The sequence below is a fragment of the Pseudogemmobacter sonorensis genome (genome assembly GCF_042762395.1).
Taxonomy (GTDB): Bacteria; Pseudomonadota; Alphaproteobacteria; order Rhodobacterales; family Rhodobacteraceae; genus Pseudogemmobacter; species Pseudogemmobacter sonorensis.
In genome coordinates this window covers 241,225-262,718 of record NZ_JBEFZE010000001.1, presented here as the reverse complement: position 1 = coordinate 262,718, position 21,494 = coordinate 241,225, and the positions used below count along the sequence as shown (strand labels likewise).

At 68.2% G+C, this 21,494-nt stretch carries 19 protein-coding genes; 9 read left to right on the top strand and 10 right to left on the bottom strand.

Annotated elements, in window-relative coordinates:
* Nucleotides 1-56: 56 nt before the first annotated feature.
* From ABNX41_RS01115 to ABNX41_RS01100, 4 genes are all read right to left on the bottom strand, one after another.
* Nucleotides 57-464, bottom strand: coding sequence for a Fur family transcriptional regulator (locus ABNX41_RS01115; RefSeq protein ID WP_438667870.1), 408 nt, complete (start codon nucleotides 462-464; stop codon nucleotides 57-59).
* Between the two features lie 221 nt (nucleotides 465-685).
* The gene (coaD, locus tag ABNX41_RS01110; protein WP_438667869.1) at nucleotides 686-1,177 is read right to left on the bottom strand and encodes a pantetheine-phosphate adenylyltransferase; all 492 of its coding nucleotides are present in this window, start codon (nucleotides 1,175-1,177) and stop codon (nucleotides 686-688) included.
* Nucleotides 1,178-1,456: 279 nt separating this feature from the next.
* Nucleotides 1,457-1,891: a CBS domain-containing protein gene (locus ABNX41_RS01105; RefSeq protein WP_438667868.1), complete on the bottom strand. Its 435-nt coding sequence runs from the start codon at nucleotides 1,889-1,891 to the stop codon at nucleotides 1,457-1,459.
* 100 nt (nucleotides 1,892-1,991) lie between these two features.
* The gene (locus tag ABNX41_RS01100) at nucleotides 1,992-2,891 is read right to left on the bottom strand and encodes a LysR family transcriptional regulator (protein WP_438667867.1); all 900 of its coding nucleotides are present in this window, start codon (nucleotides 2,889-2,891) and stop codon (nucleotides 1,992-1,994) included.
* A gap of 133 nt (nucleotides 2,892-3,024) precedes the next feature.
* Here ABNX41_RS01100 and ABNX41_RS01095 point away from each other — a divergent pair, with 133 nt between their 5' ends.
* Entirely contained in the window at nucleotides 3,025-4,539 is a 1,515-nt protein-coding gene (locus ABNX41_RS01095; protein WP_438667866.1) for a CoA-acylating methylmalonate-semialdehyde dehydrogenase, read from the top strand.
* 145 nt (nucleotides 4,540-4,684) lie between these two features.
* On the opposite strand, the gene ABNX41_RS01090 is transcribed toward ABNX41_RS01095, so the two are convergent.
* From ABNX41_RS01090 to recA, 4 genes are all read right to left on the bottom strand, one after another.
* Nucleotides 4,685-5,482 (bottom strand): class II glutamine amidotransferase, encoded by a 798-nt coding sequence (locus ABNX41_RS01090; RefSeq protein ID WP_438667865.1) that lies wholly within the window; start codon nucleotides 5,480-5,482, stop codon nucleotides 4,685-4,687.
* A 247-nt stretch (nucleotides 5,483-5,729) separates the two neighbouring features.
* Nucleotides 5,730-6,020 carry a DUF1330 domain-containing protein gene (locus tag ABNX41_RS01085; protein WP_438667864.1) on the bottom strand — a complete coding sequence of 97 codons (291 nt, stop codon included), beginning with the start codon at nucleotides 6,018-6,020 and terminating at the stop codon, nucleotides 5,730-5,732.
* Between the two features lie 4 nt (nucleotides 6,021-6,024).
* Complete coding sequence (gene alaS / locus ABNX41_RS01080) at nucleotides 6,025-8,700, bottom strand: alanine--tRNA ligase (RefSeq protein ID WP_438667863.1); 2,676 nt, start codon at nucleotides 8,698-8,700, stop codon at nucleotides 6,025-6,027.
* A 615-nt stretch (nucleotides 8,701-9,315) separates the two neighbouring features.
* Nucleotides 9,316-10,383: a recombinase RecA gene (gene recA, locus ABNX41_RS01075; RefSeq protein WP_438667862.1), complete on the bottom strand. Its 1,068-nt coding sequence runs from the start codon at nucleotides 10,381-10,383 to the stop codon at nucleotides 9,316-9,318.
* A 217-nt stretch (nucleotides 10,384-10,600) separates the two neighbouring features.
* Here recA and ABNX41_RS01070 point away from each other — a divergent pair, with 217 nt between their 5' ends.
* Complete coding sequence (locus ABNX41_RS01070; protein ID WP_438667861.1) at nucleotides 10,601-11,284, top strand: hypothetical protein; 684 nt, start codon at nucleotides 10,601-10,603, stop codon at nucleotides 11,282-11,284.
* Nucleotides 11,285-11,600: 316 nt separating this feature from the next.
* Here ABNX41_RS01070 and ABNX41_RS01065 read toward each other — a convergent pair whose 3' ends face one another.
* The gene (locus tag ABNX41_RS01065; RefSeq protein WP_438667860.1) at nucleotides 11,601-12,971 is read right to left on the bottom strand and encodes a class II 3-deoxy-7-phosphoheptulonate synthase; all 1,371 of its coding nucleotides are present in this window, start codon (nucleotides 12,969-12,971) and stop codon (nucleotides 11,601-11,603) included.
* A 194-nt stretch (nucleotides 12,972-13,165) separates the two neighbouring features.
* Between ABNX41_RS01065 and ABNX41_RS01060 the strand changes: the two genes are divergently transcribed.
* Nucleotides 13,166-14,203: a GlxA family transcriptional regulator gene (locus ABNX41_RS01060; protein WP_438667859.1), complete on the top strand. Its 1,038-nt coding sequence runs from the start codon at nucleotides 13,166-13,168 to the stop codon at nucleotides 14,201-14,203.
* 156 nt (nucleotides 14,204-14,359) lie between these two features.
* Here ABNX41_RS01060 and ABNX41_RS01055 read toward each other — a convergent pair whose 3' ends face one another.
* Nucleotides 14,360-15,496, bottom strand: a complete 1,137-nt coding sequence (locus tag ABNX41_RS01055; RefSeq protein ID WP_438667858.1) for a PQQ-dependent sugar dehydrogenase — start codon at nucleotides 15,494-15,496, stop codon at nucleotides 14,360-14,362.
* A 237-nt stretch (nucleotides 15,497-15,733) separates the two neighbouring features.
* On the opposite strand from ABNX41_RS01055, the gene ABNX41_RS01050 reads away from it, so the two are divergent.
* The 6 genes from ABNX41_RS01050 (at nucleotide 15,734) to ABNX41_RS01025 (ending at nucleotide 21,429) form a co-directional block, all read left to right on the top strand.
* Nucleotides 15,734-16,936: an ABC transporter substrate-binding protein gene (locus ABNX41_RS01050; protein WP_438667857.1), complete on the top strand. Its 1,203-nt coding sequence runs from the start codon at nucleotides 15,734-15,736 to the stop codon at nucleotides 16,934-16,936.
* Nucleotides 16,937-17,163: 227 nt separating this feature from the next.
* Nucleotides 17,164-17,949, top strand: coding sequence for an ABC transporter ATP-binding protein (locus tag ABNX41_RS01045; RefSeq protein WP_438667856.1), 786 nt, complete (start codon nucleotides 17,164-17,166; stop codon nucleotides 17,947-17,949).
* A complete protein-coding gene (locus tag ABNX41_RS01040; RefSeq protein ID WP_438667855.1) occupies nucleotides 17,946-18,659 on the top strand; it encodes an ABC transporter ATP-binding protein in 714 nt (237 codons plus the stop codon). Before ABNX41_RS01045 ends, ABNX41_RS01040 begins: the two co-directional genes overlap by 4 nt.
* 3 nt (nucleotides 18,660-18,662) lie before the next feature.
* On the top strand, nucleotides 18,663-19,115 hold the full coding sequence (locus ABNX41_RS01035; protein ID WP_438667854.1) for a hypothetical protein: 453 nt from the start codon (nucleotides 18,663-18,665) through the stop codon (nucleotides 19,113-19,115).
* Nucleotides 19,115-20,125, top strand: a complete 1,011-nt coding sequence (locus tag ABNX41_RS01030) for a branched-chain amino acid ABC transporter permease (RefSeq protein WP_438667853.1) — start codon at nucleotides 19,115-19,117, stop codon at nucleotides 20,123-20,125. Before ABNX41_RS01035 ends, ABNX41_RS01030 begins: the two co-directional genes overlap by 1 nt.
* On the top strand, nucleotides 20,122-21,429 hold the full coding sequence (locus ABNX41_RS01025) for a branched-chain amino acid ABC transporter permease (RefSeq protein ID WP_438667852.1): 1,308 nt from the start codon (nucleotides 20,122-20,124) through the stop codon (nucleotides 21,427-21,429). Before ABNX41_RS01030 ends, ABNX41_RS01025 begins: the two co-directional genes overlap by 4 nt.
* Nucleotides 21,430-21,494: the final 65 nt, after the last annotated feature.

Genomic DNA, 21,494 nt, shown 5'->3' with positions numbered 1-21,494 from the left:
CCCGCGACATCAGCCGCCGGGAAATCAGCCCCCGGAAAGATCAGCCCAGTATACGATCACCCCTCCGAGCCCCGGATCTTGCGGCAGTAAAGCTCCAGCCGGTGATGGACGATCTCATATCCCATCTCGGCGGCGATGCGACGCTGGATCTCCTCGATGCGGTCGTTATGGAATTCGATGATCTCGCCGCTGTCCACATCGACGATATGGTCGTGATGCGAGGGATCGGCGATCTCGAACCGCGCGCCGCCGTTCTCGAAACTGTGGCGATGGACCACGCCTTCGCGCTCCAGCACCGAAAGCGTGCGGTAGACCGTGGCGAGCGAGACGGTATCGTCGATCTCCTGCGCCCGCCTGTGCAGTTCGGCGGCATCGGGATGGTCCTGCGCGGCGTCGAGCACGCGCAAGAGCGCGGCGCGCTGGCGCGTCAGCCGCACGCCGCCGTCGCGCAGGGCCTGGGCCATGCGATCGGTCCCGTCGGTCGTGGCACTGTCCGGCGGGGCGGGTCTGGCGGGTCTGGCAACATTGTTCATTGCCCCAGCCTAGCACGGTCCTTCGCAACTGAAAACCTTCAGTTGCGAAAAGCTTCGGCAATTGCGAAGGCGCCGCGGGGCCGCGAAAATCCGGCGGTCGCGAAACCCCCTGGTCGCGAAAGGCCCCCAAAGGCACCCGTCGCGAACCCGCCTCAGCGATATTTCGCCGCCAGCGCCTCGACCACCATCGGCGGCACGAAGCCCGAGACATCGCCCCCCAGCCGGGCGATCTCCTTCACCAGTTTCGAGGCGATGGCCTGCCTGCGCGCATCGGCCATCATGAAGACGGTCTCGACGCTGGCATCGAGCAGGCGGTTCATCCCCACCATCTGGAATTCGTATTCGAAATCCGCCACCGCGCGCAGCCCGCGCAGGATCAGCGTCGCATTGACGTCGCGGGCGCAGTCTATCAGCAGGTTCTCGAAGGGATGGACCACGATCTCGCCGCCGGTGCGGGCCTGGATCAGGTCGCATTCCGCCCGGACCATAGCCACCCGCGCGTCCAGGTCGAACAGCGGCCCCTTGTCGCGGTTGATGGCGACGCCCACCACCAGCCGGTCCACCAGCGCCATGGCGCGCTGGATGATGTCGGTGTGACCCAGAGTCACCGGATCGAACGTGCCCGGATAAAGTCCGATGCGCATCTGGCTGCCCCTCCCCGGCTGTTTTCGCCCTGGGCGCACGCAACAATATTGCGCCTGCCGCCGCAAGCCGAAAATGCCCCCCCCCCCGGCACCGGAAGTTCCATCCCGCGAAAATCGCGGGCCCTCGGGAAGCAAGTGCCCCGGGAAGCAGATGCCCAGAGACGCCTGTGCCCCGGGGCGCCCGTGCCCGCAAAGACCTGTGCCCGCGGAAACCCGCCCCCCCCCGCAGCGGCCGAGGCTCCCGCGAAGCTCCCGGCCCGCCGCCCGGCGAGCCGCGGCTCAATGGCCCTTGATCATGCTTTCCAGCGCATCGCGCTCGGCGCGAAGCTCGTCCAGCCGCGCCTTCACCACGTCGCCGATCGAGATCAGCCCGACCAGCTCGCCCGCCTCGATCACCGGCATGTGGCGAAAGCGCCCCTCGGTCATCCGGGTCAGCACCTCGACCGCGGCATCCCCCCTGGCGCAGGTCAAAAGCCGCCGCGTCATCAGCGTATCGACCTGCGCCAGCAGGCAATCCGCCCCGCTTCCGGCCAGCCCGCGCACGATGTCGCGCTCGGAGAGGATGCCCTCGGCCCGGCGCCCGTCGGCCGAGACGACAAGCGCCCCGATCCGCCGCCCGGCCAGAAGCGCGACCGCCTCGGCGATACTGGCCTGCGGCGCGATGGTGACGACGGATGGATCGGCTTTCAGGCCGAGGATCTGGCTGACAATCATGGCGCACCTCCCGTTTTGCCCCGTTGTCCGACCGAGCCTCGGCCCCCGTCCTCCATCTGTCAAGCGCGACGTCGGGCCATTCCCTCGGCCGTCCACCCCCTCAGGCCGCCGCAAGAGCGGCCATCTCCGCCCGCGCCTCGCGCAGCAGCAATTCGGCAAAACGGCTCAGCCGCGCCACGCGGGCATCGTCGGCATGGCGGATCAGCCAGAAGGCGCGGGTCAGCTCCACCTCCTCCGCCAGCACCCGGCGCAATTCGGGCGCATGGGGCAGCGCGAAATCATGCACGATCCCGACCCCCGCGCCATGGCGCAGCATGTTCACCTGGACCGAGGCCGAATTCGACGACAGCACCGCCCCGGGAGCGCCGATCCCGGCGAGATAATCCAGCTCGCGGTCGAAGATCAGGTCGGGGATATAGCCGACGATGCGATGCGCCTTCAGATCGGCCCGGGTGCGGATCGGCGGATGCGCCGCCAGCCAGCCAGAGGATGCCGCCAGCACCAGCCGGTAATCGACCAGCTTCTGCACCACCAACCGGCCGGTCTCGGGCCGCGAGACGCCGATGGCCATGTCGGCCTCGCGCTTCGAGAGGTTGAAGACCCGGGGCAGCGCCACAAGCTGCACCTCAAGCGCGGGATGCGCGTCGCAGATCCGCGCCAGCACCTGCGGCAGCAGGAAATTGGCGCAGCCATCCGGCGCGCCCAGCCGGATCAGCCCGCCGATGCCGCTTTCGGCCTCGGCCCCCTCGCCGGTCATCACGCCCGCGCCCGCCCGCGCCGCCGCCTCGGCGGCCTCGGCATGCGGCATCAGCCGCAGCCCCGCCCCGGTCAGCTCGTAGCCCTGGGGCGAGCGGGTGAAGAGCCGCCCGCCGAGCGCCTCTTCCAGCCGCGCCACCCGCCGCCCCACGGTGGCGGCGTCGATCTTCAGCCGCCTGGCCGCCGCCGACAGGCTTTCTCCGCGCGCGACCGCCAGAAACACCCGCAGATCGTCCCAGTCCAAATGCGTCCCTCCGGCCCGCCGTTGGGGCACCGCCCATCCTGCATCTTTGCAAAACCACTTTGGGATATTCCCCCTTCCACGCGCATTTGTGCAAGACTAAAACCCTTGCAACCAGGAAAATGTGGAGGACACCATGCCGGAAGACAGCGTGAAGACGATCGGCCATTGGATCAACGGGCAAGAGGTCGCCGGAAGCTCGGGGCGGTTCTCCGATGTCTTCAACCCCGCCACCGGCGAGGTGCAGGCGCGGCTCGCCCTCGCCTCGGGCGAAGAGCTGGAGGCCGCCATCCAGGGCGCCGCCGCCGCCCAGCCGAAATGGGCCGCCACCAATCCGCAGCGCCGCGCCCGGGTGATGATGCGTTTCGGCGATCTGATCACCCGCAACATGGATGCGCTGGCCGAGCTGGTCTCGCGCGAACATGGCAAGACCCTGCCCGACGCCAAGGGCGACGTGCAGCGCGGGCTTGAGGTGGTCGAGGTCTGCATGGGCGCGCCCGCCATGCTCAAGGGCGAGTTCACCGACAATGCGGGCCCGGGGATCGACATCTATTCGATGCGCCAGCCGCTTGGCGTCGTCGCCGGGATCACGCCCTTCAACTTCCCCGCCATGATCCCCTTGTGGAAGATGGCGCCTGCGCTGGTCGCGGGGAATGCGATGATCCTGAAGCCCTCGGAGCGCACGCCCTCGACCGCGCTGATGCTGGCCCGGCTGGCGCAGGAGGCGGGGCTGCCCGACGGGGTCTTGCAGGTGGTGAACGGCGACAAGTCGGTGGTGGACGGCATCCTCGACCATGAGGTGATCCAGGCCGTGGGCTTCGTCGGCTCGACCCCGATCGCGCAATATATCTATGGCCGCGCCGCCGCCAACGGCAAGCGCGCGCAATGTTTCGGCGGCGCCAAGAACCATATGGTGATCATGCCCGACGCCGATCTGGACAAGGCGGCGGATGCGCTGATCGGGGCCGGTTTCGGCGCGGCGGGCGAGCGGTGCATGGCGGTATCGGTCGCGGTGCCGGTCGGAGAGGCCACCGCCGATGCGCTGATCGAGCGGCTGGTGCCCCGGATCGAAAAGCTGAAGATCGGGCCCTACACCGCCGGGGACGACGTCGATTTCGGGCCGGTGATCACCTCGGCCGCGGCCGAGCGCATCCGCGGGCTGATCGATTCGGGCGTGGAACAGGGCGCGAAACTGGTGGTCGACGGCCGCGGCTTCAAGCTGCAGGGCTATGAGAACGGGTTTTTCGTCGGCCCGACGCTGTTCGACGACGTGACCCGCGAGATGGAGATCTACAAGCAGGAGATCTTCGGCCCGGTGCTTTCGACCGTTCGCGCCCGCGACTATGACGAGGCGCTGCGGCTTGTCATCGACAACGAATACGGCAACGGCACCGCGATCTTCACCGCCGATGGCGATACCGCACGCGATTTCGCAAGCCGGGTCAATGTCGGCATGGTGGGGATCAATTTCCCGATCCCGGTGCCGCTGAGCTACTACACCTTCGGCGGCTGGAAGAAATCGGCCTTCGGCGACCTGAACCAATACGGGCCGGATGCGCTGCGCTTCTACACCAAGACGAAGACGGTGACGGCGCGCTGGTTCTCGGGGATCAAGGAGGGCGCGGCGCTGAACTTCAAGCCGCTGGATTGATCGGGGGGCAGGGTCTTTGAGAGGGAAAGGCCGGGGGCGCTGCCCCCGGACCCCCGGGATATTTGGGCCAAGATGAAGGAGGAAGCCCGGGGGTTGGCGGTTGCGGGCGGGTGTTGTCTTGCGTCGGCTTTGCCGGTGCGAGGGGTCAGGCGGCGGCGCGGGCGAGGCGGGGGCTGAACGGCTCGACCGCCACGCTTTGGCCCTGGAAGGTGCAGAAGGAGCCGCCCGCGACCTCGGTCCAGTCGCCCTCGGCGTCCTCCAGCGGTTCCGAGACCACTGCCATGCCCCTGCGGCTTTCCGACCAGCGGTAGAACAGGCTGGGCGCGGGTTCGGCGTCGCTGGCGTAGCGCAGGGCGTGGAGCCGCTCGCCATCCGACAGCGCGATCGACATCCGCAGATGCGGCCCCTCGCCCTTCGCGCGCGCCAGCGCGATGAAGCGGGCCGAGGCGCGTTCCATCGCGCCGCGCGGATCGTGGTCCAGGCCTTCGGAGAGGGCGACCAGGAACAGCGCCTCGCTGTCGGTCGCGCCCTTGCGATGGGGGTAGAGCGCCTCGGGGATCAGCATCTCGGCATCGCGGCGGAAGCGGTCGTAGCCGCCGACCTGGCCGTTGTGCATGAAGCTCCAGCACCCGACCGTGAAGGGATGGCAGTTGTTGCGCGAGGTCGCCGTGCCGGTCGAGGCCCGGACATGGGCCAGAAACAGCCCCGAGCGGACCTGCGAGGTCAGGCTTTTGAGGTTGGGGTCCGACCAGGCGGACATCACGTCGCGGTAGAGCCCGGGCTCGGCCCGCCGGTCATACCAGGCGATGCCGAAGCCATCGGCATTGATCGCGGTATGGCAGCGGGTGGCGTTCTGGCTTTGATGGATCAGCGAATGCCCCGGACGGGACACGATATCCTCAAGAAAGATCGGCTCGCCCGTATAGGCCGCCCAACGACACATCTTCCGCAACCTTCCTGGGCCCCTCTGCGGCCCCGCGGCGGGCCGGGCCACCGGAGGGGGTCGAGAGGTCTTCGTTCGAGGGGTCCTCATCGGGGGTCTTCATCGGGGGTCTTCATCGGGGGCGGATCACACGCCCCTTCGCAGGCAGGCTAGCAATCGCCGCGGCCGCGGGTAAGGCCCCCGCGCCGGGTTTTCGACGCGGGGGAGGAATTTTTTCGCGATCTGCCGAAAGAAACGGCGCGGGCCGCTATTCCAGCGCCTCGACCACCATCAGGTCGCGTTCGGCCGCGCCCTTGGCATGGATCAGCGCGGCCTGGTATTCGGCGGAATTGTAGCAGGCCACCGCCGCCTCAAGGCTGGGAAAGCGCGCCAGCACATTGCGCGCCCGCGCCCTGCCCTCAAGCTGCACGAACCGGCCCGAGCGGGCGAGGAATTCGCCGCCATGGGCGGCGATCGCATCGCTGGCGCCCCGGGCGTAGAGCGCGTAACGCGCGGGGTCGGTCACTTCGACATGGGCGATCCAATAGGCGGCGGGCATCGGGTCAGCCCCCGGCCGTCAGGGTCTGCAGGCTGAGCTTCGCGGCCTCGACCCCGGTTTCCCAGGCCTCCAGGCTGGGCGCGCCGCCCTGGGCCAGGTCGGGCCGCCCGCCGCCGCCCTTGCCGCCAAGCGCGCCGACCACCGCGCGCAGCACATCCACCGCCGAGACCCCGGCCAGATCCGGCGCGCTGTTCGCCACCGCCACGGCGGCCTTGCCGTCGCTCTCGGTCGCCAGCAGGATGATGCCCTGGAAGCCCTGGGCGCGCATCTCGTCGATCATCGGCGGCAGGTCCTTGCCGCCCACGCCCGATAGCCTGCGCGCCCGGAACGGCACGCCGCCGATCACCGGATCCTCGCCCGGCTGCGCCGCAGCCCCCCCGCCCAGGGCGAGTTCGCGCCGCAGCGCTGCCACTTCGGCGGCCAGCGCGCGGCGTTCCTCGGAGAGGGCCCGCACCCGCTCGACCAGTTCGGCCGCCGGGGTCTTCAGCACGGAGGCGATCTCGGCCAGCCGGGCCTCCTGCCCGCGCAGATGCGACAGCGCGGCCGCGCCGGTCAGCGCCTCGATCCGCCGCACCCCGGCGCTGGAGGCCGAATCCCCCAGGATCACGAAGGCGCCGATATCGCCGGTGCGCGCGACATGGGTGCCGCCGCACAGCTCAAGGCTGTAGGTCTTGCCGTCCGCCCCCTTGGCCGAGCCCTCCAGCACGCCCATCGAGACCACGCGGACCTCCTCGCCGTATTTCTCGCCGAAAAGCGCCTGCGCGCCGATGGCGCGGGCATCGTCGGGGGTCATGATCCGGGTCTCGACCGGCGAGTTCTGGCGGATATAGGCGTTGACCTCCTGCTCGACGGCGGAAAGCTCGTCGGGGGTCACGCCCTTGGCATGGCTGAAGTCGAAGCGCAGGCGGCCGTCGGCGTTCAGGCTGCCCTTCTGGGCGACATGGTCGCCAAGATGGCGGCGCAGCGCCTCATGCAGCAGATGGGTGGCGGAATGGCTCTGCCGGATCTCGCCGCGCCGGGCATGGGCGACTTCGAGCCGGGCAGGCTGGCCGCGCAGCACCGTGCCCTCGATCACCTCGACGACATGGATGAAGACGCCCGCCGCCTTGATCGTGTCGTCGACCCGCGCCAGGCCGGTATCGGTGCGGATCCAGCCCTGGTCGCCGATCTGACCACCGCTTTCGGCATAGAACGGGGTCTGGTTGACCACGACCTGTGCCCGGGTCCCGGCCTCGACCGCGCCGGTCGTGGCGCCTTCGCGCACCAGGGCCTGGATCACGCCCTCGGCGGTCTCGGTCTCATAGCCGAGGAATTCGCTGGGGCCATGCGCCTCGGCCAGTTCGAACCAGATCCGGGCGTCCTTGGCCTCGCCCGAGCCCGACCAGGACGCGCGCGCCTTGGCCCGCTGCTCTTCCATCGCATCGTCGAAACCGGCTATATCGACGTTGCGGCCCATCTCGCGCAATGCGTCCTGGGTCAGGTCCAGCGGGAAGCCGTAGGTGTCGTAAAGCCGGAAGGCGGCGGCGCCGGGCAGGTCGGCGCCCTCGGGGATCTTCGCCAATTCGTCGTCCAGGAGCTTCAGCCCGCGCTCCAGCGTCTGGCCGAAGCGGGTCTCCTCCAGCTTCAGCGTCTCCTCGATCAGGCTCTGCGCCCGCACGAGTTCGGGATAGGCCGCCCCCATCTGGCGCACCAGCGCAGGAACAAGCCGGTGCATCACCGGATCCTTGGCGCCCAGCATATGGGCATGGCGCGCGGCGCGGCGCAGGATGCGGCGCAGCACATAGCCGCGCCCCTCGTTCGAGGGCATGACGCCATCGGCGATCAGGAAGGAGGTGGAGCGCAGGTGGTCGGCGATCACCCGGTGATGCACCTTGCCCGGCCCGTCGGGATCGGCCGAGGTGACATTGGCGCTGGCCTCGATCAGGCTGCGCATCAGGTCGGTGTCGTAATTGTCGTGCTTGCCCTGCAGGAGCGCGCCGATCCGCTCCAGCCCCATGCCGGTGTCGATCGACTTGGCGTCGAGGTCGCGGCGCGTGCCGTCCTCGAACTGCTCGAACTGCATGAAGACGTTGTTCCAGATCTCGATGAAGCGGTCGCCGTCCTCTTCCGCGCTGCCGGGCGGGCCGCCCCAGATCCCGGGCCCGTGGTCGTAGAAGATCTCGGTGCAGGGGCCGCAGGGGCCGGTCGGGCCCATCATCCAGAAATTGTCGTTGGTGGCGATGCGGATGATCCGCTCCTCGGGCAGGCCCGCGACCTTCTTCCACAGCCCCGCCGCCTCGTCGTCGGTGTGATAGACGGTGACCAGAAGCCTTTTGGGGTCAAGGTCGAAGCCCTTGGTCAGAAGTTCCCAGGCGAAGGGGATGGCCTGGTCCTTGAAATAGTCGCCGAAGGAGAAATTCCCCAGCATCTCGAAGAAGGTATGGTGGCGCGCGGTATAGCCGACATTGTCGAGGTCGTTGTGCTTGCCGCCCGCGCGGACGCATTTCTGCGCCGTGGTGGCGCGCTTGTAGTCGCGATGTTCGGCGCCGGTGAACAGGTTCTTGAACTGCACCATGCCGGAATTGGCGAACATCAGCGTCGGGTCGTTGCGCGGCACGAGGGGCGAGCTTTCCACCACGCGGTGGCCGTTCTTCTCGAAAAACCCGAGGAAGGTGGAACGGATATCGTTCAAAGACGCCATGGCGGGGCCCCTTGTGGCTTTCGGACGGTTGCGGGCTCCGGCAGCTTGCGGCGACCGGACTTCCGGCCCCCCGTGTAACGGTGGCATTTCACCCTGTCCACGGGCGGTTTCGCCCGATGGAGCGAAAATCGCCCCGGAAATCGCCCCGGCGCGGCCGGGCGGCATGAGGCGAGAGGATTTCGTTTCCGCTCGACCCGGCAGGGCCAAAGCGGGCGGCCCGGACATGCCTTCGCGTGGGCCGTGGTGCCACCCCGGGATTTCCGGCCCGGGCGCCGGACGGACCAGCGAAGGGCGCGCAACCATTGTTGCCGGTGCAACCCGCCGCGAGGCAGGTCGCCTCCGGGGCGCGGACGGGCTGCGCCACCGGCCCGCATCGCATCCCCGGCATGGCAACGGATCGATCCATGGGCGGATCCGGTGCTTCGGCAGATCGACCCACCGACCCGCATCGCCCGCCCGCCGGCTGCGAGAAGGACAAGACCGCTTCCGCCCATGCAGCGGTCCCGCGCAGCGCCTCGCGGGCGGTCGGAGCCCCCCGCCGAGCTTGCTCGCGATGCGACGGCCCGCCGTGGCTGGCCGGAAGACCGCCCCGGCGGGCCGAAGCGCCGCCTGCGGTCAGGCGTCGTCCTCGGTCACCTCGCCATCGGCCATGTGGAAATCGAGCCCGTTGGCGGCGCGGATGCGGTCCTCGATATCGCCCGCCACGGCGGGATTGTTCTTCAGGAAGGTCTTGGCATTCTCGCGCCCCTGGCCGATCCGCTCGTCCTTGTAGGAATACCAGGAGCCGGATTTCTCGACGACACCGGCCTTGACGCCGATATCGACCAGCTCGCCGGTCTTCGAGATCCCCTCGCCATACATGATGTCGAATTCGACCTGCTTGAACGGCGGCGCCACCTTGTTCTTCACCACCTTGACGCGGGTGGTGTTGCCCACCACCTCGTCGCGGTCCTTGATCGCACCGATGCGGCGGATGTCGAGCCGGACGCTGGCGTAGAATTTCAGCGCATTCCCGCCCGTCGTGGTCTCGGGCGAGCCGAACATCACGCCGATCTTCATGCGGATCTGGTTGATGAAGATCACCATGCAGTTCGACCGCCCGATCGAGGCGGTGAGCTTGCGCATCGCCTGGCTCATCAGCCGGGCCTGGGCGCCGACGGTGGCATCGCCCATATCGCCCTCAAGCTCGGCCTTGGGGGTCAGCGCGGCGACCGAATCGACCACGATCAGCGAAACCGCGCCCGAGCGCACCAGCGTATCGACGATTTCCAGCGCCTGTTCGCCGGTGTCGGGCTGCGAGATCAGCAGATCGTCCAGATTGACGCCCAGCTTCTTGGCATAGCTCGGATCCAGCGCGTGTTCGGCATCGACGAAGGCGCAGACGCCGCCCTTCTTCTGCTCTTCGGCCACGACATGCAGCGTCAGCGTGGTCTTGCCCGAGCTTTCGGGCCCGTAGATCTCGACGATGCGGCCCTTGGGCAGCCCGCCGATCCCGAGCGCGATGTCGAGCCCCAGGGAGCCGGTCGAGGTCGCCTCGATCTCCATCGCCGGGCTGTCGGCGCCCAGCTTCATGATCGAGCCCTTGCCGAACTGGCGTTCGATCTGCTGCAGCGCGCTTTCAAGCGCCTTCTGCTTGTCCATTTCCTTCTTGCCCCCGAAGTCGAGCAGACTGGCCGTGCTCATATCCCGATCCCTTATCCCATAGCCGCGAAGGGGCGGCAATCCCGGCAGATGTTTTTATAATGTTCCCATTCTTATCGAAATAAAACAGGAACAAATCAAGCGCATTCTCATAAAATCAGCTTTGCCGCGAATCCGTTAAGAGATAGTTTACGCAGCCAGGGGCAAAACGGGCGCAAGTGCCGGGCCCGCAGGCGGTCGAAGCAGGGAAAGGGCGCGGATGCTGGTGTTCTGGGAGGCGAGGCTGGTCTTTCTGGCCACGCCCAAGACGGGATCGACGGCCATCGCCGAGGCGCTCGAATCGCGGGCGGCGATCTCGGTGCAGCGGCCGCCCTTGCTGAAACACACCACCGTCCACCGCTTCCGCCGCTTCCTGGGCCCCTATCTCGAAGCCGCCTCGAAGGACGAATGGTGCGTGGTCGCCCTGATGCGCGAGCCGCGCGACTGGCTGGGCTCGTGGTATCGCTTTCGCCAGCGCCCGGACCAGACCGATGCCCGCAAATCCACCCGGGGGATGGATTTCGACAGTTTCGTCGAGGCCTGGTGCGCCCCCACCCGCCCCGCCTTTGCCGATGTCGGCAGCCAGGCGCGGTTCCTGCGCCCGCGACAGGGGCAAGGCGTGGACCGGCTGTTCCGCTATGAGGACATGGCGGGTTTCACCGCCTTTCTGGCCGAAAGGCTGGACGGCGCGGGCAGCGGCCCCGAAGCGGCGGCCCCCGGCACGGCAGGCTCAGGCGCGGCAGGCTCAGGCGTGGCAGGCTCAGGCACGGGGGGCATCGCCCTGCCCCGGGTCAATGTCTCGCCAGAGGCGGATCTGGCGCTTTCCCCCGCGACCGAGGCCCGGCTGCGCGAGGTCGCCGCCGAGGATTTCGCACTTTACGAGAGTCTGGGCCCCGAAGTCTGATCCGGGGGATGATCCGGCCGCCGAGGCGCCGCCTGCCCGAACCTTCTGGCCGGACGTGACCATCGCGCGCGGGGATTTCGGTGCGGGACTTGCACGTGAGCCCGCGCGTGTGCAGGACGGCAAGGCAGGATCGCGACCAAGGCTCGACGCCAGAACAGCTCGCCCTGCCATCCCGGGGGCCTGTCCCGGACAGACCGTCAAGCGGTAGAGCAAAGGAAAAGGGCGGCCCCTCCGACCGGAAGGCCCGCCCTTCATTCTTGCCGTTCCACGCCCATGAACGCGATGCGCCGGGGCTCGGAGCGCGATGCGGCGGCTCTCAGAGCGCGACGCGCCGGGCCTCGTCGCGCTGGCGGGTGAGTTCCTCGGCCACGAGGAAGGCCAGTTCCAGCGATTGCGAGGCGTTCAGGCGCGGGTCGCAGGCGGTGTGGTAGCGGTCGGCCAGATTTTCATCCGACACGGCGCGCAGGCCGCCGGTGCATTCGGTCACGTCCTGGCCGGTCATCTCGAAATGCACGCCTGCGGGGACGGTGCCCTCGGCCTTGTGGATCTCGAAGAATTCGCGCACCTCGCGCAGCACCGATTCGAAGGGCCGGGTCTTGTAGCCCGAGGCCGCCTTGATCGTGTTGCCGTGCATCGGGTCGCAGGACCAGACCACATTGGCGCCCTCGGCCCGCACCGTCTCGATCAGGCGCGGCAGGTGGTCGCCCACCTTGCCCGCGCCGAAGCGCGCGATCAGCGTCAGCCGCCCGGCCTCGTTCTCGGGGTTCAGCTTCGCCATCAGCACCTTGAGGTCCTCGGCCGTGGTCGAGGGGCCGCATTTCAGTCCGATCGGGTTCAGCACGCCACGGCAGAATTCGACATGGGCTCCGTCGGGCTGGCGGGTGCGGTCGCCGATCCAGATCATATGGCCCGAGCCCGCCACCGGACGGCCCGAGATCGAATCGACCCGGCAGAGCGCCTCTTCGTATTCCAGCAGCAGCGCCTCGTGGCTGGTGTAGAAATCGACGCGGCTGAGGTCGTTGACCGTCTCGGAATCGACGCCGGCCGCGCTCATGAAATCCAGCGCGTCCGAGATCCGGTTGGCCATCTCGCGGTAGCGTTCGGCCTTGTCCTGATCGGCGAAGCCCAGCGTCCAGGAATGCACCCGGCTGATGTCGGCGAAGCCCCCGGTCGAGAAGGCGCGCAAGAGGTTCAGGCTGGCCGCCGCCTGGGTATAGGCCTGCAGCATCCGGTTCGGATCGGGGATCCGCGCCTCGGGCGTGGGGTCGAAGCCGTTGATGATGTCGCCCTTGTAGCTGGGCAGTTCCACGCCGCCGATCACCTCGGTCGGCGCCGAGCGCGGCTTGGCGAACTGCCCGGCCATCCGGCCGACCTTGATCACCGGCACCTTGGCGCCATAGGTCAGCACCACCGCCATCTGCAGCATCACCCGGAAGGTGTCGCGGATGTTGTCGGCGCTGAATTCGGCGAAGCTTTCGGCGCAATCGCCGCCCTGGAGCAGGAAGGCCTTGCCCTCGGCCGCAAGCGCGAGTTGCTTCTTGAGCCGACGTGCCTCGCCCGCAAAGACCAGCGGCGGATACTTGGCAAGCTGCGCCTCGACGGCGTTCAGCGCGGCGGTATCGGGATAATCCGGCATCTGGATCCGCGGCAGCGCGCGCCAGTCCGTCTTTTTCCAGCCCTTGGTCATGGCACCCTCCGGTGTCGTTTGCGGTAACTGACGGCATATAGGCCGCTCGCGCGTCCGATGCAAAGGGCGAATGGGCTTTTTTCGGGCAGACCGGAAACCCGAGGGGCGTGCGGCGGGCGCGGGCTCCAGCCCTCTTGCGCAAGGGGCGGATTTCCGCTTCCATCCGGCTTTCCCGACATGGTCAGGTCGCAAAGATGCCCAGCCCCGCCAGCAAGGCCGCCCCACAGGTTCCCGCGACCGGAACGCGCCGCTTCGTGTTCCTTCTGCTCGACCGTTTCACCATGCTGGCCTTCGCCAGCGCGATCGAGCCGCTGCGCATCGCCAACCGGGTGGCCGGGCGCCCGCTTTACGCCTGGGTCCTGGCCGGAGAGGGCGGCGAGACCGCGACCTGTTCCAATGCCGCCGCCTTCCGGCTGGACATGGGCCTGGACGAGATCGACCGCGAGGATGTGGTGCTGGTCTGCGGCGGGGTCGACGTGCAGCGCGCGACCACCCGCGCGGTGCTGAACTGGCTGCGGCGAGAGGCGCGGCGCGGCGTCATCCTGGGGGGGCTTTGCACCGGCGCCTATGCGCTGGCCCGCGCGGGCCTGCTGGACGGGCGGCGCGCGACGATCCACTGGGAGAACCAGGACGGCTTCGTGGAAGAATTCGAGGAGGTGCGGCTGACCCGCTCGGTCTTCGTGATGGACGGCAACCGCTGGACCACCGCCGGGGGGACCTCATCCCTGGACCTCATGCTGCGGGTGATCGCCGCCGATCATGGCGAGGATCTGGCCAATACCGTCGCCGACCAGTTGATCTATTCGACCATCCGCACCGACCAGGACACGCAGCGCCTGTCGATCCCGACCCGGATCGGGGTGCGCCACCCCAAGCTCGCGCAGGTGATCCGGATGATGGAGGGGAACATCGAGGATCCGCTCTCGCCCGCCGATCTGGCCGAGCGGGTCGGCATGTCCGCCCGCCAGCTCGAACGCCTGTTCCGCCGCTATCTCAACCGCAGCCCCAAACGCTATTATATGGAGCTGCGGCTGTCGAAGGCGCGCAACCTCTTGATGCAGACCGACATGTCGGTGATCAACGTGGCGCTGGCCTGCGGCTTTGCCAGCCCGTCGCATTTCTCGAAATGCTACCGGGCGCATTACGCGACGACGCCCTACCGCGAGCGCGGCAGCCAGGGCGCATCGCCCGCCGCGTTCGTTTCCGCGCCCCCGACCCGGCTTCAGGCCTAGCGGGCCGCCGGAAAATTCGGCCTGCATCGCTGCGGAGGCTTTTCCTCGGTCGCGGCGATGGGGGCCGGGGGAGCGGGCCGGAAACGCGCGGATTTTCCGCGGTGGAGGCGATGCCGCGCCGCCAGTTTTCCGGCGCGCTCGGGGCAACAGGCGATCTCAGGGCAACAGGCGATAAAGCGCGCCCCGGGTCACCGACAGGAACCAGATCGCGCCGTCAGGCCCCTCGCGGATGTCGCGCACCCGTCCGGTCTCCTCCGCCGCGATCCGCTCTTCGCTCCAGCCGCCCTCGCCCGGCCGCGACGGGTCCAGCCGCGAGATGAAGTCGGAATTCAGCGATCCGGCGAAGACATGGCCCCGCCATTCGGGCACCAGCGCGCCGGAATAGACCATCAGCCCCGAGGGCGCGATGGAGGGGTCCCAGTAATGCGCGGGCTGCTCCATGCCGGGCTTTTCCTGACCCTCGCCGATCCTGCTGCCGTCGTAATCCACGCCGTAGGAGATCACCGGCCAGCCGTAGTTCCGCCCCGGCGCGACCAGGTTGATCTCGTCCCCGCCGCGTGCGCCATGTTCCGAGACCAGCAGCCCGCCCCCGGGCATCAGCGCCGCGCCCTGGATGTTGCGATGGCCCAGCGAGACCACGCCCGCCCCCCAGCCCTCGGCCCCGGTGGCGGAGGGATCGGCGCCCGCGCGCGTCAGGGCGATCACCTTGCCGATGGCGTTGCGCGGGTCCTGCGCCTCGTGCCCCGAGGGGCCGGTGCCCCGGTCGCCGGTGGTCAGGACGATCCTGCCCGGCGCGGTCTCGACCAGGCGCGCGCCGAAATGGCGCCCGCCGGGCAGCACGTCGCCGGTGAAGACGGTCTCGAACCCCTCGATCCGGGTGGCGTCGTCCGAGAGCCGCCCGCCCCCCGCCGCCGTCGCGGCCCCGCCCCGAAGGGGGGCGGCGAAGCTCAGCCAGATCTCGCGCGTTTGCGCGAAATCCGAGGCGACCAGAACGTCGAGAAGCCCGCCCTGCCCCGTAGCCGCCACCTGCGGCACCCCCTCAAGCGCGCGCGCCGCGCCGTCGCGCAGCAAAAGAAGCCGCCCGCCCCGCTCGGTCACCAGGGGGCTGCCGTCGGGCAGGAAGGCAAGGCCCCAGGGCTCGTTCAGCCCAAGCGCCACGGCCTCGACCCGCATCTCGCCAGCCGAGGTGGCGATCATGCCGGTCTCGGCCCGGATCTCGGCCCGCGGCGCGGTTGCGTAGAAAAGCGGCAAAAGCGCCAGCAACAGGGCGGAAGCGGGAGGAGAGAGCCACATCTTTCATTTCCTTTCCGTTCTCTGTCCTCCAACTTAGGTGGCGCGTCGCAGGCTTGCACCCAAAACCCGCGTGATCGCGCCACGGCCCGCGCGGGACCGGCCGGAAAACATGGCGGGAACAGGGCGGCGAAACCTGCGAAACAAGGCCGGAACACCGCTGCGGCCAGGCGCTTTTCTTTTGGAAACGGGCCCGCTAGGCTCGGCATCGGGATTTCGATCCAACAAGGGAGATGACGGATGCAAAGACTCATGCTGGCCACGGCGGTCACGGCGCTGATGGCGGGGGCGGCCTCGGCGGAAGAGGTCAAGATCGGCACGCTTCTCGGCCTGACCGGGCCGATCGAAAGCATCGCGCCGAACATGTTCACCGCCGTCGACATGGCGATCAAGGAGGCGAACGATTCCGGCCATGCCGCCAATGGCTGGGTCTTTGCCAATCTGCGCGCCGATTCGACCTGTATCGACTCCGCCGCCGCCATCTCGGCGGCCGAGCGGCTGGTGACGGCCGAAGGCGTCAAGGGCATCATCGGCGCCGATTGCTCGGGCGTGACGCGGGCGGTGCTGACCAATGTCGCCATTCCGAACGGCATCGTGATGATCTCGCCCTCGGCCACCTCGCCCGCGCTGACCACCGACCCCGACGAGGGGCTGTTCTTCCGCTCGGTCTCCTCGGACGCGCGCGAGGGCGAGGTGATGGCCGATGTGCTGACCGACCGCGGCGTGACCTCGATCGCGCTGACCTATTCGAATTCCGACTACGGCAAGGGCCAGGCCGAGGCCATCGCCGCCGCCTTCAAGGCCAAGGGCGGCACCGTCACCATCGAGGCCGCCCATGACGACGGCAAGGCCGATTACTCGGCCGAGGTGGCGGCGCTGGCGGCGGCGGGCGGCGAGATCCTCGTCGTCGCGGGCTATGTCGACCAGGGCGGCAAGGGCATCATCCAGGCCGCCGTCGACACCGGCGCCTTCGACGTCTTCGGCCTGCCCGGCGGCATGTTCGGGGATTCGCTGACCGAGGCCATCGGCCCGGCGCTGGAAGGCTCCTACGGCCAGCACCCGGCCTCGGATGCCGAGGGCTATCCGATCTACATGGATCTGGCCGCCGCCTTCGAACCCGCTTTCGACGGCTCGACCAATTTCGCGCCCCAGGCCTATGACGCCGCCGCGCTGATGATCCTGGCCATGCAGGCGGCGGGCTCCACCGATCCGGCGGTCTACAAGGAGAAGATCCTCGAAGTCGCGAACGGCCCCGCCGACGGCTCGGGCGTCAAGATCAACCCGGGCGAGATCGGCAAGGCGCTGGAACTGATCGCGGCGGGCACCGCCATCGACTACGAGGGCGCGACCGGCGTGACCATGCTGGAGGGCGGCGACGCCACCGGGCGCTACCGCGAATACGAGATCAAGGACGGCAAGTGGGAAACCGTCCAATACCGCTGAGCCCGCGCGCCCTGGCCAAGGCGCCACCGTCGCCTTGCGCCCGGCATCCCGGGTTTCGCGATTGACATGCGGCTGCGGCCCGGGCATCAGCCCGGGCCGCAGACAATAGCCGGGGGCCAATCGCCCGGGGGCCAATCAATGGGGACCGCCATGAAGACCGATCTGCCAAAACGCGGATCCATCCCCGGCGGGACGGTGCAGCGCGCAGGAAGGACCTTGGGGACAGGATGATCAGGGTTGAAGACCTTCACCGCCATTTCGGCGGGTTCCGGGCCGTCGATGGCGCCACGCTTGAAATCCGCAAGGGCACGATCACCGGGCTGATCGGCCCCAACGGCGCCGGAAAGTCCACGCTTTTCAACGTGATCGCCGGGCGGCTGCCGCCCACCTCGGGCAAGGTCTTCATGGGCGGGGACGAGATCACCGGCCTCGCCCCGCATGAGCTGTTCCACAAGGGCCTGCTGCGCACCTTCCAGATCGCCCATGAATTCGGCTCGATGACCGTGCGCGAGAACCTGATGATGGTGCCCGCGAACCAGTCGGGCGAGCGGCTGTGGAACGCGGTCTTCAACCGCGGCCGCATCAAGGAGGAAGAACGCCGCCTGCGCGAGAAGGCCGATGAAGTGCTTGATTTCCTGACCATCTCGCATATCGCCGACAGCAGGGCCTCCGAGATTTCGGGCGGGCAGAAGAAGCTTGTCGAACTGGGCCGCACCATGATGGTGGATGCGAGGATCGTCTTTCTGGACGAGGTGGGCGCGGGCGTGAACCGCACGCTGCTGAACACCATCGGCGACGCCATCGTGCGGCTGAACAGGGAACGCGGCTACACCTTCTGCGTGATCGAGCATGACATGGATTTCATCGGCCGCTTCTGCGATCCGGTGATCTGCATGGCCGAGGGCCGCGTGCTGGCCGAGGGCAGCGTCGAGCAGGTGAAATCCGACGAGCGCGTGATCGAGGCCTATCTGGGGCGCGGGCTGAAGAACAAGCTCAAAGAGGGCGCGGCATGACCGAGCCCTTCCTGATCGGCGAGGACATGACCGGCGGCTACGGTTCGGTCGACATCCTGCATGGCTGCACCATCGCGGTGGACCGGGGCGAGATCGCGGTGATCGTCGGCCCCAACGGCGCCGGGAAATCCACCGCGATGAAAGCGGTCTTCGGCATGCTGAACCTGCGCGGCGGCAGGGTGCGGCTGGCGGGCGAGGACATCACCGCGCTTTCGCCGCAAGAGCGGGTGCGCAAGGGCATGGGGTTCGTGCCGCAGACCCACAACATCTTCACCTCGATGACGGTCGAGGAAAACCTGGAAATGGGCGCCTTCATCCGGCACGACGACGACATCGCCGAGACCATGGAACAGGTCTACGCCCTGTTCCCGATCCTGCGCGACAAGCGCCACCAGCCGGCGGGCGAACTCTCGGGCGGGCAGCGCCAGCAGGTGGCGGTCGGCCGGGCGCTGATGACGCGGCCCTCGCTTCTGATGCTGGACGAGCCGACGGCGGGGGTCTCTCCGATCGTGATGGACGAATTGTTCGACCGCATCATCGAGATCGCGCGCAGCGGCATCTCGATCCTGATGGTGGAGCAGAACGCCCGCCAGGCGCTGGAGATCGCCCACAAGGGCTATGTGCTGGTCCAGGGCACCAACCGTTTCAGCGACAGCGGCGCGGCCCTGCTGGCCGACCCCGAGGTTCGCCGCAGCTTTCTGGGGGGCTGATCCTTGCGTATCCCTTTCGCGATCGTGGTCTTCGCCGCCGCCGCATTCCCCGCGCCGCGCCTTCTTGCCGAAGACATGCCAGGCCTGGTCCTCCCAGCCCTGCCCTGCAGCCTTTCCTGCCACTTCGAGCAGAAATGCACGCTTGCAGAGGGTTGCGAGAGCCTGAGCCTCGCGGGCGAGCTCAGCGTCACGGCGGGCTCGTTCTTCGGGCAGGAGGCGGTGCTGACGATCGGCGATGCGCGCATCATCCTTCAGCCGCCGCTGGTCGGGGATGGCGACTGGATCGGGGCCGAATTTGTGACCTTCAGCGGGGTATCGGCCTACATGTTTCCCGATACCAGTTCAGTTTCGCTTTTGACGCGCAACCGCTCCGGCGACACCGTCTACACCGTGCACAACCGTGACATGCCACGCGCCGTGTCCTGGCATGGCATCTGCAACGAGGCTGCAAGCTGATGGATATTCTCAACGCCCTGGCGGCTTTCACGAATTTCATCCTGGTCCCCGGCCTGACCTATGGCAGCCAGCTTGCGCTCGGCGCGCTTGGGGTCTCGCTGGTCTATGGCGTGCTGCGGTTCTCGAACTTCGCCCAGGGCGACACCATGGCCTTCGGGACGGTCTTCGCGATCCTGTTCACCTGGGGCTTCCAGGCCATGGGCATCACCGGGGGCTTCCTGCCGACCGCGCTGCTGGCGCTGCCCTTCGCGATCCTTGTCACCGTGGCTTTCGTCCTGGGCACCGACCGGCTGGTCTATCGCTTCTACCGGCGGCAGAAGGCCAAGCCGATCATCCTCGTCATCGTCTCGGTGGGGGTGATGTTCGTGATGAACGGGCTGGTGCGGATGATCATCGGCACCTCGGAGCGCAATTTCACCGATGGCGAGCGGATGCTTCTGAACCCGCGCGACTTCCGCGAGGCCACGGGCCTGGCCGAGCCGCTGGCGATCAAGACCACCCAGGCGGTAACCGTGGCCGTCGCTTTGGCCTGCGTGCTGGCGCTGTTCTGGTTCCTGAACCGCACCCGCACCGGCAAGTCGATGCGGGCCTATGCCGACAACGAGGATCTGGCGCTGCTGTCGGGCATCAACCCCGACCGGGTGGTGCGGGTGACCTGGGTGATCGCGGCGGCGCTGGCCACCATCGCGGGCACGCTTTACGGCCTGGACAAAAGCTTTCGCGCCTTCATCTATTTCGGGCTGATGATGCCGATCTTCGCCTCGGCCATCGTCGGCGGGCTGGGCTCGCCCCTGGGCGCCATCGCGGGGGGCTATGTCATCGCCTTTTCCGAACTGCTGCTGACCGGCGCCTGGGGCAAGATCCTGGGCTATCTGACGCCCGAGGGCTGGCTGGCGCCGGGCCTCTATCAGGCGCTGTCGACCGATTACAAGGTGGCGGTCAGCTTCGCCATCCTGATCCTGGTGCTGCTGATCCGGCCTCAGGGCCTGTTCGGAAGGGAAACGAAATGAGCGACGCCCTGCGCAATACCGCCCTCTTCGCGGCCGTCGGCATGCTGTTCGTGCTGACAGGGCTGTTCCAGAGCTGGAACCTCTCGCTCAACATCCTCAACCTTGCGCTCCTGTCGGCGATCATGGCGATCGGGGTGAACATCCAATGGGGCTATGCCGGGCTGTTCTCGACCGGGATCGTCGGCTCGGTCGCGCTTGGCGGGCTGGCGGTGGTGCTGGTCTCGGGCAATCCGGTCGAGGGCGCGTGGAAGGCGGGCACGCCGCGCATCTTCGCCGCCCTGGCCTTCGCCGTGGCCGGGATCGCCGCGCTGGTCTGGCTGCGCCGCCGCCTGCCCGAGGGGCGGCCGCGCGCGCTGATCGTCACCTTGCTGGTCGTGGCCGGCTTTTTCGCCTATCGCGCCATTCTCGACCCGGCGGTGACGGCGGTCGAGGCCAACAACCCCTCACATGCCGGGCATATCGGCGGGCTGGGGCTGAACTCGATCTGGGCCTGGCCGGTGGGGGCGCTGTTCGCCGCGCTGGCGGCTTGGGCCATCGGCAAGATCGCCCTTGGCCTGCGCGAGGATTACCTGGCCATCGCCACGCTGGGCATCGCCGAGATCGTCGTCACCGTGATGAAGAACGAGGACTGGCTGGATCGCGGGGTCAAGAACCTTTCGGGCCTGCCGCGCCCCTGGCCGGTGCCGATGGAACTGGCGCTGCAAAACAGCCCCGGCTTTCGCGCGCGGGTGATGGATCTGGGCCTCGACCCGGTGACCAGCTCGACGATCCTGGTGAAACTGCTTTACGCCGGGATGTTCGTCCTGGTCCTGTTCGCGCTGATCTGGTTTTGCGAGCGCGCGCTGAACAGCCCCTGGGGCCGGATGGTGCGGGCGATCCGCGACAACGAGATCGCGGCGGCGGCCATGGGCAAGGATGTGAAGTTCCGCCATTTGCAGATCTTCATCCTGGGCTCGGCCGTGGTCGGGCTGGCGGGGGCGATGATGACCTCGATGGACGGGCTGCTGGTGCCGGGGAACTACCTGCCGCTGCGCTTCACCTTCCTGATCTGGGTGATGGTGATCGTCGGCGGATCGGGCAACAACTGGGGCGCGGTTCTGGGCGGGCTGCTGATCGGCTGGCTGTATCTGGCGGTGGAATTCCTCGGCCCCGGGCTGATGGAGGCGCTGACCGCCAATATCCCGGCGGGCGCCCTGCGCGACCGGCTGCTGGACGGGGCGGCGCAGATGCGGCTGGTCACCCTTGGGGCGGCGCTGCTTCTGGTGCTGCGCTTCGCGCCGCGCGGGCTGATCCCCGAGAAATGATCGCGGCTCGGGGGCGGGCCTGCGCGCAAGGGCGGCCCTGGGGACCCCCGGATTTGCGAAACCGC